Source organism: Luteitalea sp. TBR-22 (genome assembly GCF_016865485.1).
Taxonomy (GTDB): domain Bacteria; phylum Acidobacteriota; class Vicinamibacteria; order Vicinamibacterales; family Vicinamibacteraceae; genus Luteitalea.
Window position 1 is genome coordinate 5,143,170 of record NZ_AP024452.1, and the last position, 15,575, is coordinate 5,158,744.

The following is a 15,575-nucleotide window of genomic DNA, read 5'->3' on the forward strand; positions in this document are numbered from 1 at the left end:
TAGTTTCTCATACCGGCCGATGGGCGTGGAGCGGGCATCACCCACTCCACGCCAGGCACGATCAGCGAGGCGCCGTGGCGCTCGAGGCCTTCCCCGCCGTGGGCCGCGCCGCATCCATCGTCCCCGTGAGCGGCACGCCCATCGCGCCGACCGGGATGTACACGGTCGTGTGGTTCGGCGAGTTGACCATCAGCTTCTGCGCCTCGATCGCCTCGTGCTGTACGTACAGCGACGTGAGCTGGCCGCGGATGATCTGCATCGACGCGGCGATGCCCGTTGCCTGGATCTCCCGCTTGGTCCGCTCCTTGCGCTCGATGGCGATCTCGGTGTCCTTCCGCTCGAGCTCCTGCGTGGCGGCCAGCTTGCGCGCCACCGCATCAGCCACTTCGGCCGGGTACTGCACGTTGCCGACGACGACGCTGCTGATGATGAAGGGGCTGGTCGCGGCATAGGCCCGGATGCGCTGCAGCACCGCCTCGCCGATCGGGATGAGGTCGTCCTTGACGCGCAGGCCCTCGCGCCGCTGCACCTCGTCGCGCGCGAAGGTCCGCAGCGGCTCGCGCACGAAATGCCCGTACGCGACCTTCACGATCGCGTCAGGCGACCGTTCCATCGCGCCGTCGGCGACGGTGGTGCTGAACCGCTCCATGAAGAGCGGCACGCGCGCCTGGTCGACACGCCACACCGTGTGCACGGCAAACGAGATCTTCAGGTTGTCGCGACTGAGGACGGAGTCGTCTCCCGCGAACGTCTCGGTGTACGTGTAGGGCGTCACGCTGACGTTGGTGACGTCGAGCAGCCACTGGCGCCCGGGCGACGTCGGCCCACGCTGCACGCCGTAGAAGCGCGACTGTCCGAACACCGCACCCTTCGTGAGGTAGCCGACGTACCCGGCAGGCGTGTACGGGTTGTTCGAGCCGGCGAGCCACACGCCGACGAGGAGCGCGATGGCGACGCCGACGAGGGGAATGGTCGAGGACGCGAGGGTGCGGAGAGACGCGACGACGCGCTCCCCGTGCAGGCGATGCAACACGGTGACTCCACACGCCGACGAGGTTAGCTGACGGGCTCGAGCCTGGAGTTGCTCTATCCGCATCGCTCCGAAGAGCTCCGCGGAATTCGCCCCGGTGCGCGGGAATTCGCGCCTTGGGTCCCCCGTGACGTCCACTGGACGTCTTTGGCGTTTTCCCGAACATACGCCTCGCCGATACGGCCGTCAAATGCCCGGCGGCGCGCCGGCGCGGACCGATGCCGCACCGGCTGCCGCCTCTGCTCGCCCGTGCGGCGATAGAATCCCGGCTCGACAAGGAGCCTTCATGAGCCAGGTCTCGAGACGCACGTTCCTCTCCACCACCGCCGCCGGCGCCGGCCTCACCATCGTGCCGCGGCGCGTGCTGGGTCGCGGCTTCCAGGCCCCGAGCGACACCGTCAACATCGCGACCGTCGGCTTCGGCGGTATGGGCGGCGGCAATACCCGCCGCCTCATGACCCAGAACATCGTCGCGATCTGCGACGTCGACGACGTGCTCGTGGATGCCCAGCTGAAGCGCATGACCGAGGACGCCGCCAGTGCAACGCCGGCTGCGTCGACGCCACAGCCGATCTCGAAAGCCCAGGCGGCTGCGAACGCACGGCGGCCACCGGTCGACAACCAGGCTGCCCTGCGACGCTTCACGAGCGAGCAGCTCCCGCGCCTGAAGCGGTACCGCGACTACCGCGAGCTGCTCGACAGGCAGAAGGACCTCGACGCCATCGTCGTCGCCACGCCCGACCACATGCACGCGCTGATCGCGCTGGCGGCAATGGACCTCGGCAAGCACGTGTACGTACAGAAGCCCCTGTGCTGGTCGGTCGAGGAGGCACGCGCCCTGGCCCGCAAGGCGAAGGCGATGCCCCGCGTCGTGACGCAGATGGGCAACCAGGGCCACTCCAGCGACGGATCGCGCACCGGTTACGAGTACATCCGCGGCGGGGCGATCGGCGACGTGCGCGAGGTGCACGTGTGGACGAACCGTCCGTATGGCTACTGGCCGCAGGGCATCCCGCGCCCCGCGCCCATCCAGCCCGAGACCGGTCCGCGACCGCTGCGCTACCCCTCCGCACGCGCCACCGCCCTGACGGCCGACGCGCTCTACCGCGAGGCGGGGCCGGTGCCGTCGACGCTCTCGTGGGACCTGTTCCTCGGGGGCGCGCCGATGGTGGAGTACAACCCGCTCTACCACCCGCGCAACTGGCGGGGCTGGGTCGACTGGGGTCAGGGCGCGATCGGCGACATGGGCGCGCACCTGATCGATCACCCATTCCGATCGCTGGACCTCGGCATGCCGACCGTGATCGAGACGGTGTCGACGCCGTTCAACGGCGCCTGCTATCCCACGGCCTCGATGACCCACTACCAGTTCGCGGCGCGTGGCAGCATGCCGGCCGTGAAGCTCACCTGGTACGACGGCGGCCTCACGCCGCGGCGCCCGGAGGAACTCGGCGACGAGATGCTGAACGGCGAGGGCGGCATCATCTACGTCGGCACGAAGGGCAAGATGATCCAGCTCACCTACGGCCACGAGCCGCGACTGCTGCCGAAGTCGTTGCACGAGAAGACCGGCGAGCCGAAGGCGCTGCTGCCGCGCGTCGCGCACGGGCAGGACGAGCACGAGATGAACTGGGTCGAGGCGATCCAGGGCAAGGCCCAGATCTCGTGCCCGTTCGAGTACGCGGCGCGCCTCACCGAGGTGATGCTGCTCGGCGTCGTCTCGCTGCGCGCCGGCCAGAAGACGCCCGGCGACAGCAGGATCCACTACGACGCGGCCAACATGCGCGTGACCAACACCATCAAGGGCCCGAACGGGATCGTGACCGATCCGAACGAGTTCCTGCGGCGCGAGTACCGCGCGCCCTGGCGGCTGGCTTAGGAGTCGAACGCGTCACGGCCGCGCGCTGCAGGGCCGGGTGCGCGGAGATTCGCGCCTTGGGTCCCCCGTGACGTCCTCTGGACGTCTTTGGCGTCTTCTCGAACATACGCCTGCCGGGGACGGTCGCCATCTCGACCCACACCGCGACGTCGCGGCAGCCGTGCCGCTCCCGCTGCTCAACCTGCTGGCCGCCGTCTTCGCCTGACGCCCCCGCCTCGGGCCCAATGCGCCTCGCTGCCGGCGCTTCCCGTTCCAGCGCTCGAGCGATTACCTCGAGGAGACGCCAGGCCTGCACATCCAGGACGAGTTGCCACGTCCCGTGCCGCCCCGGGTGCCGAGCCGTCAGCTTGACAGCGCGAAATCGATCAGTATTATGATGATCAGACTTCTGAACATCATGACACGCGCCCGGAAGGCCTCCACGCCGAAGGTGGGAGCAGATGCCGCGCTCTCGCCGATCGCACTCGGTCGACGCTTCTATCAGATCGCCGTCGCGCGAACGGCAGAAGTGAACGAGCCGCATGGCCTGCGGCCGCTGGAGTTCGGCGTGCTCGTGCGCCTGCACGACACACCCGGGCTCGACCAGAACTCCCTTGCCGAACGCATGGCGCTCGACCGCACGACGGCGGGGGCGATGGTGCAGCACCTCGAGGAACTCGGGCTGGTCGAGCGTACGGTCAACGGTCGCGATCGGCGGGCCCGTGTGCTCCGCCTGAGTCCGGCCGGCCGGGCACTGCACGATCGACAGCGCCCTGCGGCGGTCGCCGCGCAGCTCAGGATGCTCGAGGTGCTGAGTCCCGCCGAGCGCGCCTCGCTCATCGACATGCTGGCGCGCGTCGTCGAAGCGAACCAGGCCTACGTCCGCCCCGGTGCCGGGCGTCGACCGCGCAACGCGCGGCGCCCGGCCAGCCTGGAGTCGACACGCGCGAAGTGAGGAGGAGACATGTCCTGGACGCGACGTCGGTTCGTGCTGCAGACGGTCGGCCTGACTACCCTCGCAGGCTGTGCGCGCCAGGCAGGCCAGGCCGCCTGGCCGACCGGACCCGTGCGACTCGTGGTGCCGTTCGGCGCCGGCACGAGTGCCGACCTGGCGGCCAGGGTGTTCGCGCCGCGCCTGGCGTCACGCTGGCAGCAGTCGGTGGTGGTGGACAACCGCCCCGGCGGCGACGGCGTCGCCGGCGCGCAGACCTTCGTCGAGGCGCGGGACCCGAACGCCCTCTTCTTCTCGCCGATGGGCATCGTCACCACCAGCGCCTGGCTGCACGGGCGACTTCCCTTCGATCCGGACGCGGATCTCGTGCCGATCGCTGCTGCCGTACGGCCGAACATCGCGATCGCCGCCGCCTCGTCGCTCGGCGCATCGTCGCTGTCGGCGCTTGTCGCGCTCGTGCGGGACCACGCGGATGACTACGTGTGGAGCGCAACGCCCGGCCTGCCGACGCTCGTGTTCCGCGGCTTCCTCAAGGTCGAAGCGCTCGCCATGCGGCACGTCGCGTACCGCGACATCGCCCCGGCGGTGCGCGACCTCGACGCCGGACGGTTGCACCTGCTGGTGGCGGCCATCCCGACGCTGACGCCGGCCCTGACCTCGGGTGGCGCGCGCTTGCTGGCAGTGACGACGAGCACACGGGCGCGGTCGTGGCCCGACGTCCCCACGACCGGCGAAGCCGGCTATCCCGCACTGACGGTCGAGGGACCGTTCGGCCTCTTCGGCGGCCGGGGCATGCCGGCAGCCCTGCGGCAGCGAATCGCCGCGGACGTCCGCGCAGCGAGCACAGATCCCGAATTGACGGCCCGCTTGACGAGGGCCGGTTTCGCCATCGAGGCCAGCACGCCGGAGGCATTCGAGGCAGCCCTCGCCGCACAGCGGCGCCAGGTGGACGGCCTGGCCCGTCTCGTCGGCCTGTCACGACCCGAGGAGCCAACGCGATGACCTACATCTTCGAAAACGCCGCACCCCAGGCAGGCATGCGGTTGGGCGTCCTCGCGGACATCTTCGACGAGACGACCAGGCAGTGCCTTGCCGCACGAGGTGTGCAGGACGGATGGCGATGCCTCGAGGTCGGCGGTGGGACAGGCACGATCGCGGCGTGGCTGGCCTCGCGCGTCGGCCCGACCGGGTCGGTGCTCGTCACCGACATCGACCCACAGCTGATGTCGACGGTCAGCGCCAAGAACCTCGAAATTCGCCACCATGACATCGAGAGCGACCCGCTTCCAGCTGACGCTTTCGACCTCGTTCATGCCCGGCTGGTGTTGTCGCATCTCGCTCGACCCGACCTGGCGCTCTTCCGCATGGTGTCGGCGTTGAAGCCAGGCGGATGGCTGGTGGTCGAGGACTTCGAGGTACCACCGCCGGGCGACGGCGACGACGCACTCTCGGCGACGGCGCTGGCGATGCGCGGACTCACCTCCGCGGCCAGCGACCACAGGCTCGGTCGCACGTTGGCGCGTCGGCTGGTGCACGCAGGCCTGGAGGACGTCGAGATCGAGGGCCGGGCTCGCCTGGTGCGCGGCGCCACCCTCGGTGCTCGGCTGATGCAGGCCAACTTCGAGCAGCTGCGCCCCCGGTTGCTCGCCACCGGCTTGTCGGCCGAGCAGTTCGCCGCTGACCATGCCGAGCTCGATGATCCCCGCTTCGAGATGCGTGCCCCGACCATGTGGACGGCCTGGGGCCGCCGAGCGGCCTGATGCGGCAACAGGAACTGCGCAGCCTGCTCGCGGTGACCGGGAGTGTGGTCGCCTTCGCGCTGACGGTCGAGCGTGTCGGGCTGCTGGCGGCGGTCATCGCCACCACGCTGCTGGCCTCGGTCGGCGCCGGTCGCCTGCCGGTGCGAGTCGCCTTGCCGTATGCGGCAGCCCTGGCCATTGCCGTAGGGCTGCTGTTCGTCGGTGGGCTGTCGCTGCCGATCCCGCTGATGCCGTGGCCGTGACCGGCATGCTGCAGCCGCTAGCCGCGGGCTTTGCGACGGCGCTGGCCACGCCGCAGCTCCTCGCCTGTCTCATCGGCGCCTTGCTCGGCACCGCGGTCGGTGTGCTGCCCGGCCTCGGCCCGATCACCACCATCGCGTTGCTGCTGCCCTTCATCTTCGCAGTGTCGCCGACCGCCGCCGTGATCATGCTGGCCGGCATCTACTACGGCGCGCAGTACGGGGGATCGATCACCGCCATCCTCGTCAACGTGCCGGGCGAGGCGTCGTCGGCCATCACCTGCGTCGACGGGCATGCGATGGCGCGGCAGGGACGCGCCAGGTTCGCGCTCTCGGTGGCGGCGATCAGCTCCTTCGTGGGAGGAACGGTCGGCACGTTGCTGGTGGCCGTCGCAGCCCAGCCGCTGTCGCGCCTGGCCTCCTACGTGCAGGCCGCCGATTACGCATCCCTGATGGTCTTCGGCCTGGTGGCCGCCGTGCTGATGGGCCGCGGCGCCATCTGGAAGTCGTTGCTGCTGACCGTGGTCGGCGTGATCCTCGGTGCCGTTGGTACCGACGTCGCTAGCGGCGAGGAACGGTGGACCCTGGGCATCCCCGCGTTGTACGACGGCATCGGGTTCGTGCCGGTCGCCATCGGCCTGTTCGGCCTGGCCGAGATCATCCGGACACTGGCGAGTGGGCGGCCCGCCCGGCTCGACGTGCTGCCCCTCAGCGGCCGCGCCGCCACCGCCGACGAGCGCTGGCGAGCCGCGGCCGCAACACTCCGGGGAACGGCGACCGGCGCGGTGCTCGGGATGCTACCGGGCGGTGGCCCGGTGCTCGCGTCGTTTGCCTCGTACGGCGTGGAACGCGCCTGGGCCCGGCACCCGCACATGCTGGGACGAGGCGCGGTCGAGGGCGTGGCCGGTCCGGAGGCGGCCAACAACGCCGCGGCCCAGACCTCGTTCGTGCCGCTGCTCACGCTGGGGTTGCCCTCGAACCCGGCCGTCGCCCTGCTACTCGGCGCACTGATCGTGCACGGTGTGCAACCCGGGCCCGGCATCATCGCCCAGGAGCCCACGCTGTTCTGGGGGCTGGTCGCGAGCATGTGGGTCGGCAACGCGATGCTGCTCGTGCTCAATCTGCCGTTGGCATCGCTCTGGGCGCGGGTCGCGCAGCTGCCGTACGACTATCTCTACCCGGCCACCATCGTCCTCTCCTGTGCCGGCGCCTACGCCGTCGGGCGCAACGTCATCGATCTGTGGATTGCCGCCGTCTTCGGCGTCGTGGGGTGGTTGCTCCGACGATGGAGATGCGACCCGTCGCCGCTGCTGCTGGGGTTCATCCTGAGCCGCCCGCTCGAGGAGAACCTGGGACGCGCGCTGGCGTTCTCCGCCGGCGATGCGACCATCTTCCTTCGGCGGCCCCTGAGTGCGGCGCTGCTGGGCGTGGCGGCGGCACTGACGCTGATGGCGGTGCGCCGCCCACGGCCACTGGCGGAAAGCGAAGAGTGAGGCCCGGGCTCTAAGTCGCGCCACGTGTGCGCTCCGGCAACCGGTGCGTTCGCCGCTACATGTCGAAACCGCGGATGTACGGGAGGCCCGGCGGCCGCGCGCCGGTGCTGAACTGCGCGCTGTGCGTCGGGCGATACGTCATGTCGAGGAACGGCGTCTCGACGCGGCGCCCCACCGCAGAGTAGCGACCGTTCTGCCAGTGCGACTCCAGCGCGAAGTTGACGATGCCCGTCGACAGCAGCAACCGCTGCGCGTCGAACGGCTCCCTGCGGGTGACCATCGTCTCCACGATCCAGTGCGGCTGCCCGTTGGAAGCGTGGTACTGATCGAACGGTCCCGGGAATCCGAGCATGGACACCACGGTCGGATCCGGCTGGCCGGCGATCTCACCCGCCCACGTCCAGCCCACCTCACGCGCGTTGTAGATGGCGGCCTTCGTGCCGTCGCGGTACTCGATCACGCAGACGTTCGGCGCGTTGATGGCCTGGAAATGCCCCGGCTTCAGCGACAGCCGGGTGCGTGCGGCCTCGAGCAGTCGGCCCGCCCACGGGGTGCGCTCGGTCCAGGCCCACGTCTCGGGTCCACGGATGTACTGCACCGAGGCGACGCCCGTCTCGCCGCCCTTGCGCCGCTCGACGAAGGACTGCAGCACGTCGACGGTGTGAAAGAAGCCACCTTCGTCCGGAGCGCCCCCCAGCGAGATCGACGCGGTGATCGGCGTGTCGTTGGCCAGCTCGATCTCCGGCGTGCGGTAGTAGGTCGGGATCGACGAACCGCCCGTCAACGCGAACTTCAGCTCGCGGGACTTGTCGAACATCCACTTCGCTTCGTCCCAGTCGTACGAGAGGTGCTTGTCGTTGAACACCGGCACCGACCGTCCGCTCTGCTCGAACGCCTTCACCATCTGCTGGTACATCCACCAGCGCGGCAGCAGCCAGTGTCCCTTGAGGTCCACCGGATACTGGCCGTGCTCGCCGACGATGACCACGCCGTCGACGTCGAGGGCCTTGCCGCCGAGGGTGAGGGCGTCGCCGACGGTGTCGAAGATGGGGATGCCCTTGGCCTTGCACACCTTCTGGCCGAGGGTGCTCGTCTCGCGCTGGTGCAGGTAGACCGACGCGACCTCGATCCGTGAGGGCGTGTGGGCGCCCTGCCACCAGTAGCCGTCGATGAGCTTGGTGATGATCCAGTCGGCGTGCGAGCGTGTCGCGCCCCAGTAGCTGACGAGGCAGGCGATGCGCGGGCGGCGAGGCGGTGTTTGTGCAACAGCGGAGGGGCCGGTGAGGGCGGATACGCCGGCCATCGCAGTCGACGCGAGCAGTTCACGGCGAGTAAGCATGTGGGCCACGTGGATTCCTCGATGGGTACTGCGACATGCCAACGGCGCGGTGGGACACCGCGCCCTACCTATTCGAACGGCGCGGTCGGAGAACGCGCCCTACGTATTCGGACGGCGCGGTCGGAGAACGCGCTACCTCTGGCGATTGGTGACCTGGCGGAACACGCGGAGCAGGTTGCCGCCGAGGAACTTCCTGATGCGTGCCTCCGAGTATCCGCGACGGAGCATCGCGTCGGTGATCATCGCGATGTCGCGCACGTCGCGCATGCCCCTGGGTGGCGTCGGGCCGCCGTCGAAGTCCGACCCGAGCGCCACGTGGTCCTCGCCGACCAGCTGGATCGCGCGGTCCACCACGCCCACCCACTGGTCCACCGACATGAGGAGTTCTTCGGGCGCGCGGGCCTCCACCATCGGGAACTGCGGGATGAGGCGCTTGTCGATCTCGGCCATGGACAGCCGGGCCCGGTCGGCCGCGACCTCCGTCGTGTCCCAGAACGGCTTGCCGGCGTGCCTGGTGAGCCAGTCGAACTGGGCGCGATTGTGGAACGCATTGCCGATGTGGAAGCCGATGACGCCGCCCTTCGCGGCCAGCTTGCGCAGCAGGTCGTCGGGCATGGTGCGCGGGATGTCGTTGAGGCTGCGCAGGCCGTGGTGCGTGGCGACGATCGGATCGGTGCTCACCTCGAGGGCCTGCGCGATCGTCTCGTCGGAGGCGTGCGACACGTTGATGACGATCCCGAGCCGGTTCATCTCGCGCACCACGGCGCGGCCGTGCTCGGTCAGGCCGTGCCAGCGTGCCGGCGCGCAGCAGGAGTCGGCGTATTCGTTGGACCAGTTGTGCGCGGGTAGCTGCACGACGCGCAGACCGAGCCGGTACAGCGCGCGAAGCACGTCGAGGTCGCCCTCCAGATCGAAGCTGCCCTCGAGGTCGAGCACGGCGGCCATCCGGCCGGATGCGTTGATCCGGTCGATGTCGTCGGCGTCGCGCGCGAGTTCGACCAGGTGCCTGTTCTGCTCGAGCTGATCGATCGCCATGTTCACCAGGCGCAGCGTCTGCTTGGTCTCGTAGCGCGCCGGGTAGTACTGCTCCATGACGTACAGCGTCATCATGAAGGCGTCGAGCCCGCCCTCCTTCATGCGTGGGAGGTCCACCTGGCCGTCCGGCAGGCGATCCCCGATGTTCCCGCCGAGGTGCAACTGGCGGTTGATCATGTGGAGGTGGCCGTCGAAGACGAAGGCCGAGTCGTGCACGCGCCGGGCCTGGTCGGACACGCGCGGCGCCTCCTGTGCGTGCATCGACAACAGGAGCGCGAAGGGGACGACCGCGGCAAGAATCTGGGCTCTCATCGACAGGGCTCCGGCGCCAGGGGCCGGTCGCCCCGCCCCGCGCCGCCCAAGCATATCGCTGAGTCCGGCGGCTTCCCACCCGCCGGGCACGGCCGTGTCGCTAGCGTGTGCCGAGCGTCTTCACCAGCTTGTTGTAGATGCCCATGACCAGCAGCGGCGTCGGCCACTGCCCGACGAAGCGGCTGGCCCGTCGGCGTCCGGTCAGCTCGAGCACGAGTGACGTCCCCATCGCGCCCAGGGCCGCCATGAGGAACCAGTGCGAGGGCAGCTTGGCCGACTGTTGTTCGATGACGCGGGCGATGTCGCCCTCGGCGTGTTCGGCACGCAGGACCGGCGCGGGCGGCCCGAGTGCCGAGGCTTCGGCGGCGGGATTGACGTCGAGTGTGGAGACGTCGCGTGTGGACATGTCGTCCCGAGATGCAAACAAGGCACCATGCTTGCTAGACACAACGGCATGGTGGATGGATGGCAGCCGGCGAGCGACGGGGCCGGACCGCTCCTGCAACGCGATTACTGGGCGGTGTTGAGTGGCGGTGCGCTCAGCCCGCCTGACGTGATCGCGGCGGTCAAGGCCCACTTCTGTGAATTGCCGCCCGACGCGCTGGTGCGATTCGACGCACCCGACGGCCTGTCCACGGACGCAGAACTGGACATCCGCATCAGGCCCGCGCAGTCCTGCCGCGTCCGCGTGGTGCACCAGGACCGGAACAGCATCACGCTCGGCACGCTCGAAGGTCACCCCGAAGCCGGCCGCATCACGTTCGGCGCCTACCGGAACACCGACGGCGAGGTCGTCTTCCACATCCGGAGTCGCGCCCGTTCGTCGTCGACGGCCACACGGTTGGGGTTCCTGGCCATCGGTGATGCGATGCAAACCAATACGTGGACCGACTTCATCAACAACACGGCCGTGCTGGTGGGCTCGCAGGTGCGTGACGCCATCCGTGCCGACGTGGAGGAGGTGCAGGAACAGCCCGACGACGGGCCGCCGCTGCAGGCCCCGACCTATGTCGCGGCGGGCGACTGATGGCCGACTGGCGACTGTGGCGCTCGTGGCCGGCGAGTACCGTGCGGTCCCGACTCGACGCCGCGAGGGCGTTGCCGACCAACGTCGACGCCGCGGAAGAGGAGATGACGGCCGAGCAGGGCTGGCATCACTACTACTCCGAAGCCGTGATCGCCCGCGACAGCGAAGGCACCGAGCGCTTCGAGCGCGCCCGGAATGCGCTCGAGCACTACCAGTTCTCGGAGCCGCGCATCGTCATGGCCCACTTCGATCCGGCAGAACCGTTGCTCCGGCGCTGCATCCTGCTGGAGATTCGCGTGCTCGGCCTGCGTTACCTCTGCCCGGCCCTGGTGAGCCGCGTCCGCGACCGGCCCGACGAGTTCGGCTTCCGTTACGACACCCTGGAGGGTCACATCGAACGGGGCGTGGAATGGTTCGTGCTCACCCAGGACGCACGAGGCGACATCAGGTTCCGCATCGAGGCTCGCTGGAAGGAGGGGGAGTTCCCCAACTGGTGGAGCCGCCTGGGCTTCAGCCTGCTGTCCGGGTACTACCAGCGCAAGTGGCACCGACTGGCGCACCAGCGCCTGTCCCTGCTCGCCCACTACGGGTCGACCCGTCGCCCGCCGCGCGACGCCAGCGGCCTCACGCACCAGGGGGTCGACGTGACCTTCACCTACTTGACGAAACGGCAGTGGTTCCAATGAGACGAGAGACGATCGGCCGCATCATCGCCCTGGGCGCGCTCACCGGTACCCGGAGCATGTCGGGACTCACGACGCTGCTGGCCCCACGCGGCGGCGCGATCGGAGCGGCACTGCTGATGGCGACGGCGGGCGAGATGATCGCCGACAAGTCGGGACTGATCGGCGATCGCATCGCCCCCCTGCCGCTGGCCGGACGGGCAGCCATCGGCGCGGTCGTGGGCGCCGTGGTGGCGCGTCAGCACGACCAGGATGCACTCCTGGGCGGGGTGCTCGGCGCGACCACCGCGGTGGCCGCCGCCCACCTGGCGTACCTGGCACGCACGCGGTGGGCGCCGGACGGCGTCGCCGGTGGACTTGTCGAAGACGCGCTGATCGTCGCCCTGTCCAGTCGATTGGCGTGAACCGCCGGGCGACGGGCCAGTGCCGGACCGTCGGGACAGTGGACCTCAGGGCACCGGCGCGTCCTCACGCGCCCTCGCTGCGGGCGGCATGGACCCGCTGGTCGCTGCGACCACGGCATCGAACAGGCCGTGGGTCGTGTACCACGCCCGGATGCGCGACAGCACCAGCGGGTCGGCAGCGACCTCGGCGTGCCGGAATCGCGGGTACAGGTAGCCCTCGTGGGGGGCCGTGAGGACGGCGTCGAGCCGCCGATCCAGCAGGAATGGCACGGCATAGTCCAGCAGGCCGTGGTGCCACTGGTAGGGAGCCCGGATGCGACGGGCTTCCTCGACGCTCGGCAGCGGCATCTCCTCCTTGTGCAGGGCGTCGAGCAGGACACCGCCGGAGGTGTGCGACGCCACTCGCACGTCGTCCGGGTACGCCGACGCGAAGGCGGTGGTGACGAACGCGCCCATGCTGTGACCGTGAGCCGCGACACGCCGGGTGTCGACGTAGCGCAAGCGTGCCAGCACGGTGACGGCCGCGTGGGCGCGCAGGACGTTGGCCGGACTCGCCCCCTGCTGCAGGGACCCGCCGGGCGCGCCGATGGGCACGCCACTGGCGTGCGTGTAGTTGACGGCAATGCAGACCAGTCCCCACGTCCGCATCACGCCACCGAGCCCGCCGCCATACCTCGCGGCGTTGCCGCCCGCCCCGTGGCTGAGCACGACGGCCGGAAAGGGGCCGCGCCCGCGCGGCTTCAGCAGGATGCCTTCGAGATCGACACGCCTGCCGCCCAGCCTGCCCACGAGCGTCCAGGTGGCGCCCGACTCCGATTCCGGATCGCCGATGATCGAGAGGACCGGGTCACCCGGCGCCCCGGGCACCGTCGAGATCGCATGACGATGGCAGGCCGGCAGCATGCCCAGCAGCGACAGGACCAGGGCGGCCCGGAGCATGCGCGCCATGAGGCATTGAACCACGGCACGCCGGACCGAGTCCGATACCATCGGATATCCCGTGCCGGGCGTCTCGACCGCACGCCCTTCTCGCCCGCGCGCTTGACGGCTATCATCCCCACCGGTTGGCGTTCCGTCCGGAACGCTCGAACACACGAGGAGCCGCATGAAGTACACCGTCGTTGTCGCCTGCCTGCTGGCTGGCGCCGTCGTCAGCGCCCAGCAAGCCCAGACTCCCCCCGCGACGCCGCCGCCATCGCCGACCGGCTACCAGGACACGCCGATGCAGCCCAACGGCAAGTGGCACATCCACGACGGCACGCGGCCACAGCCGCGCGTGGTGACGCCCGGACCGCTGGCACCTCTCGCGCCGCCGTCGGACGCCATCGTGCTGCTCGGGCCCGGTCAGGACCTGAGCAAGTGGCAGATGACGCAGGGTGGGGGGCCGGTCGGCTGGCCGATCGCCGACGGCGTGATGTCGAGTGGCAAGGGAATGATCCGCACCAGGCAGGACGACTTCACCGACTACCAGCTGCACCTCGAGTTCGCGACGCCGTCGGAAGTCAAGGGCAACAGCCAGGGCCGCGGCAACAGCGGTGTCTTCCTCAACGGCGTGTTCGAGATCCAGGTGCTCGACAGCTACGAGAACATCACGTACCCCGACGGCCAGGCGTCGGCGATGTACGGGCAGTACCCGCCGATGGTCAACGCCTCGCGCAAGCCCGGCGAGTGGCAGTCGTACGACATCATCTTCAAGGGGCCGAAGTTCGAGGGCGAGACGCTGAAGCAGCCGGCGATCGTCACCGTGCTGCACAACGGCGTGGCCGTGCATGCGGCGCAGGCGTACCTGGGACCGACCGGCCACAAGCAGATCGGCAAGTACGCGCCGGCGCACGCCAAGGGCTACATCGGCCTGCAGGACCACGGCAACCCGGTGCGGTTCCGCAACATCTGGATCCGGCCACTCGCCGAAGCGCAGTAGCCCGAGACGGCCAGCACACGTCTCCCTTGACGCACCGTGGGGCGGCGCGGTCGACGACTGCGCCCTCTCCTCGGTCATCATTCGCTCGACCGTAGCACCGCGTCAGCCCTCCCACGCGTCTGATCGAGGCACGGAGAGCGCCTCGCGCGACGTTCCGCGCGGCCGCTGTCCTCTCCCTGACAGACGCGAGGACCCTGATGCGCGCAATGCTCGTCGCCGCCCTGACGCCGCTGCTGGCCACGCTGGTCGCGGCCCAGGCGCCGGCCCCGCCCACCACCCTCTTCCGCAACGTTCGCATCTTCGACGGTGTGGAGCCGAGGCTCTCGCCGACCACCAACGTGCTGGTGCGCGGCAACACGATCGCGGCCATCGGTCCGGGCGTCACCGATGCTGGCGCCACGGTGATCGACGGCGCCGGCAGGACGCTCATGCCGGGCCTGATCGACGTGCACGTCCACATGACGTTCTCGTCCCTGGCGCTGCCGCAGTTGTTGGCGCCGGACCTGACGCCCGCCAGCGTCGAAGCCGCGGCGGCCGCTGGCGCCGAAGCGATGCTGCTGCGTGGCTTCACGTCGGTGCGCGACGTCGGCGGCCCCGTGTTCGAGCTGAAGGCCGGCATCGACGCGGGACGGCATCGAGGTCCACGCATCTGGCCGTCGGGTCCGGCCCTCAGCCAGACTTCCGGCCACGGCGACATGCGGCTGCCCGACGAGCCGTCGCGCCGCTTCACGGGCAAGGTGCCACGCTTCGAGCAGTTGGGCGCGGGGATCATCGCCGACGGCCGTGACGAGGTGCTGACGGCGGTACGAGAGAACCTGCGTCGCGGCGCCAGTCAGATCAAGGTGATGGCCGGCGGCGGCACGAGCTCCGCGTACGACCCGCTCGACGTCACGCAGTACACCCTCGACGAGATGAAAGCCGCCGTCGAGGCCGCCGAGGACTGGAACACCTACGTGACGGTGCACGCGTACCACCCCCGGGCCGTCCGCCGCGCGATCGAGGCGGGCGTCAAGTGCGTCGAGCATGGCCAGTTGCTCGACGAGGACACGCTGCGGCTGATGGCCGCGAAGGGCGTCTGGCTGTCGCTGCAGAACCTGATGGAAGACTCGCCGAACATGGAAGAGGCGCGTCGCCGCAAGCGCCAGCCCGTGCTCGAAGGGCAGGCCCGCATCTGGCCGATGGCCAGGCAGCTCGGGGTGAAGCTGGCGTGGGGCACCGACTTCCTGTTCGAGCCCGGGATGAACAAGGAGCAGAACGCCTACATCCTCCGGCTGCGCCCGTGGTTCACGCCGGCCGAGATCCTGAAGCTGGTGACCCACGACAACGCGCAACTGCTCGCGCTCTCCGGTCCGCGCAGTCCCTACACCGGCATCCTGGGTGTCGTGAAACCGGGCGCACTGGCCGACCTGATCCTCGTCGACGGCGACCCGCTCGCGCGCCTCGAGCTACTGACCACCCCGGACACGAGCTTCGTGGTGATCATGAAGGACGGGCAGATCGTGAAGAACCGCTGAGGGCCCCC

The 15,575-nt window shown here is 69.7% G+C and carries 16 protein-coding genes and 1 riboswitch; of the genes, 11 read left to right on the plus strand and 5 right to left on the minus strand.

Annotated features, from left to right (window positions below; genetic code table 11):
- Positions 1–61 precede the first annotated feature (61 nt).
- A complete protein-coding gene (locus tag TBR22_RS21370) occupies positions 62–1,030 on the minus strand; it encodes an SPFH domain-containing protein (protein ID WP_239489863.1) in 969 nt (322 codons plus the stop codon).
- Position 1,031: 1 nt separating this feature from the next.
- Positions 1,032–1,193: riboswitch (cyclic di-AMP (ydaO/yuaA leader) on the minus strand.
- A 123-nt stretch (positions 1,194–1,316) separates the two neighbouring features.
- Between TBR22_RS21370 and TBR22_RS21375 the strand changes: the two genes are divergently transcribed.
- The 6 genes from TBR22_RS21375 (at position 1,317) to TBR22_RS21400 (ending at position 7,332) form a co-directional block, all read left to right on the plus strand.
- Positions 1,317–2,909 carry a Gfo/Idh/MocA family protein gene (locus tag TBR22_RS21375; protein WP_239489864.1) on the plus strand — a complete coding sequence of 531 codons (1,593 nt, stop codon included), beginning with the start codon at positions 1,317–1,319 and terminating at the stop codon, positions 2,907–2,909.
- Positions 2,910–3,285: 376 nt separating this feature from the next.
- Positions 3,286–3,843, plus strand: a complete 558-nt coding sequence (locus tag TBR22_RS21380) for a MarR family winged helix-turn-helix transcriptional regulator (protein ID WP_239489865.1) — start codon at positions 3,286–3,288, stop codon at positions 3,841–3,843.
- Between the two features lie 9 nt (positions 3,844–3,852).
- Positions 3,853–4,842: a tripartite tricarboxylate transporter substrate binding protein gene (locus tag TBR22_RS21385; RefSeq protein ID WP_239489866.1), complete on the plus strand. Its 990-nt coding sequence runs from the start codon at positions 3,853–3,855 to the stop codon at positions 4,840–4,842.
- Entirely contained in the window at positions 4,839–5,600 is a 762-nt protein-coding gene (locus TBR22_RS21390) for a class I SAM-dependent methyltransferase (RefSeq protein WP_239489867.1), read from the plus strand. The genes TBR22_RS21385 and TBR22_RS21390 overlap by 4 nt, the downstream gene beginning before the upstream one ends.
- On the plus strand, positions 5,600–5,842 hold the full coding sequence (locus TBR22_RS21395) for a tripartite tricarboxylate transporter TctB family protein (protein ID WP_239489868.1): 243 nt from the start codon (positions 5,600–5,602) through the stop codon (positions 5,840–5,842). The genes TBR22_RS21390 and TBR22_RS21395 overlap by 1 nt, the downstream gene beginning before the upstream one ends.
- Positions 5,843–5,847: 5 nt before the next feature.
- On the plus strand, positions 5,848–7,332 hold the full coding sequence (locus tag TBR22_RS21400) for a tripartite tricarboxylate transporter permease (RefSeq protein ID WP_370651545.1): 1,485 nt from the start codon (positions 5,848–5,850) through the stop codon (positions 7,330–7,332).
- Between the two features lie 55 nt (positions 7,333–7,387).
- On the opposite strand, the gene TBR22_RS21405 is transcribed toward TBR22_RS21400, so the two are convergent.
- From TBR22_RS21405 to TBR22_RS21415, 3 genes are all read right to left on the minus strand, one after another.
- Positions 7,388–8,671, minus strand: coding sequence for a hypothetical protein (locus TBR22_RS21405; protein WP_370651546.1), 1,284 nt, complete (start codon positions 8,669–8,671; stop codon positions 7,388–7,390).
- A 132-nt stretch (positions 8,672–8,803) separates the two neighbouring features.
- On the minus strand, positions 8,804–10,018 hold the full coding sequence (locus TBR22_RS21410) for a dipeptidase (RefSeq protein WP_239489871.1): 1,215 nt from the start codon (positions 10,016–10,018) through the stop codon (positions 8,804–8,806).
- A gap of 100 nt (positions 10,019–10,118) precedes the next feature.
- Positions 10,119–10,424 (minus strand): hypothetical protein, encoded by a 306-nt coding sequence (locus TBR22_RS21415; protein ID WP_239489872.1) that lies wholly within the window; start codon positions 10,422–10,424, stop codon positions 10,119–10,121.
- 27 nt (positions 10,425–10,451) lie between these two features.
- Here TBR22_RS21415 and TBR22_RS21420 point away from each other — a divergent pair, with 27 nt between their 5' ends.
- Genes TBR22_RS21420 through TBR22_RS21430 form a run of 3 tightly spaced genes read left to right on the plus strand, consistent with a single transcriptional unit; the run spans position 10,452 to position 12,132 of the window.
- Positions 10,452–11,045, plus strand: a complete 594-nt coding sequence (locus TBR22_RS21420; protein ID WP_239489873.1) for a DUF1990 family protein — start codon at positions 10,452–10,454, stop codon at positions 11,043–11,045.
- Positions 11,046–11,086: 41 nt separating this feature from the next.
- Positions 11,087–11,731 carry a DUF1990 family protein gene (locus tag TBR22_RS21425; RefSeq protein WP_239489874.1) on the plus strand — a complete coding sequence of 215 codons (645 nt, stop codon included), beginning with the start codon at positions 11,087–11,089 and terminating at the stop codon, positions 11,729–11,731.
- On the plus strand, positions 11,728–12,132 hold the full coding sequence (locus tag TBR22_RS21430) for a hypothetical protein (protein WP_239489875.1): 405 nt from the start codon (positions 11,728–11,730) through the stop codon (positions 12,130–12,132). The genes TBR22_RS21425 and TBR22_RS21430 overlap by 4 nt, the downstream gene beginning before the upstream one ends.
- A gap of 45 nt (positions 12,133–12,177) precedes the next feature.
- Here TBR22_RS21430 and TBR22_RS21435 read toward each other — a convergent pair whose 3' ends face one another.
- A complete protein-coding gene (locus TBR22_RS21435; RefSeq protein ID WP_239489876.1) occupies positions 12,178–13,080 on the minus strand; it encodes a S9 family peptidase in 903 nt (300 codons plus the stop codon).
- Positions 13,081–13,237: 157 nt separating this feature from the next.
- On the opposite strand from TBR22_RS21435, the gene TBR22_RS21440 reads away from it, so the two are divergent.
- On the plus strand, positions 13,238–14,053 hold the full coding sequence (locus tag TBR22_RS21440; protein WP_239489877.1) for a DUF1080 domain-containing protein: 816 nt from the start codon (positions 13,238–13,240) through the stop codon (positions 14,051–14,053).
- A 197-nt stretch (positions 14,054–14,250) separates the two neighbouring features.
- Positions 14,251–15,567: an amidohydrolase family protein gene (locus tag TBR22_RS21445; protein WP_305068747.1), complete on the plus strand. Its 1,317-nt coding sequence runs from the start codon at positions 14,251–14,253 to the stop codon at positions 15,565–15,567.
- Positions 15,568–15,575 lie beyond the last annotated feature (8 nt).